Genomic DNA, 904 nt, shown 5'->3' on the forward strand with positions numbered 1-904 from the left:
GAGGGCCTATAGCTCAGCTGGTTAGAGCGCACGCCTGATAAGCGTGAGGTCGGTGGTTCGAGTCCACCTAGGCCCACCATTTATAAAACAATAAATTGCAAAGTAGAAATTATTACGCATTTATTTTGCACACAACCGTGGGGGTATAGCTCAGCTGGGAGAGCACCTGCCTTGCAAGCAGGGGGTCAGCAGTTCAAATCTGCTTATCTCCACCATTTTGTTCTTTGAAAACTACACAGTGAAGAAAGAAAATTTAATTTTTAACTTAAATTATGTGTAACAACATATATTCTAGTTAAAAACGTAAATTTCGTCGAGTAAAAAGGTTAGCAAGAAAATAAATTAAATTTATTTAATTTATACCTTGATTTACATTAAGGTATTTATTTTAGTTTAATTTAGTAATCAAGAAATAAATAAACGCGAGTTTATTTATATAAATTAAGGTCAAGTTATAAAGGGCATACGGTGGATGCCTTGGCGCTAAGAGCTGATGAAGGACGTGGTAAGCTGCGATAAGCTACGGGGAGCTGCAAGCAAGTTTCGATCCGTAGATTTCCGAATGGGGCAACCTGCTTGGAGTAATATCCAAGTATCATATACTGAATACATAGGTATATGAAGGCAACCCGGGGAACTGAAACATCTAAGTACCCGGAGGAAAATAAAGAAAACTCGATTCCCCTAGTAGCGGCGAGCGAAAAGGGAAAAGCCCAAACCAATCCTTCGGGATTGGGGTTGTGGGACCTGCATAAAGTTCAATTTTCTTAGTCGAATAGATCTGGAAAGGTCAACCGCAGAAGGTAACAGTCCTGTAAGCGAAAAGAAAAGCGAACCGGCGGGTATCCCGAGTACCACGAGGCACGTGAAATCTCGTGGGAATCTGGGGGGACCACCCCCAACC

The 904-nt window shown here is 41.6% G+C and carries 2 tRNA genes and 1 rRNA gene; all 3 read left to right on the forward strand.

Features of this window, described 5'->3' with window-relative positions:
• The first annotated feature begins 2 nt into the window (after positions 1-2).
• Positions 3-79: transfer RNA gene (locus tag B8965_RS00020), tRNA-Ile, on the forward strand.
• A 60-nt stretch (positions 80-139) separates the two neighbouring features.
• Positions 140-215 (forward strand) — tRNA-Ala (locus B8965_RS00025).
• 230 nt (positions 216-445) lie between these two features.
• Positions 446-904 (forward strand): 23S ribosomal RNA (locus B8965_RS00030); the annotation flags it as partial.

The organism is Desulfonispora thiosulfatigenes DSM 11270 (genome assembly GCF_900176035.1).
Lineage (GTDB): Bacteria > Bacillota > Peptococcia > Peptococcales > Desulfonisporaceae > Desulfonispora > Desulfonispora thiosulfatigenes.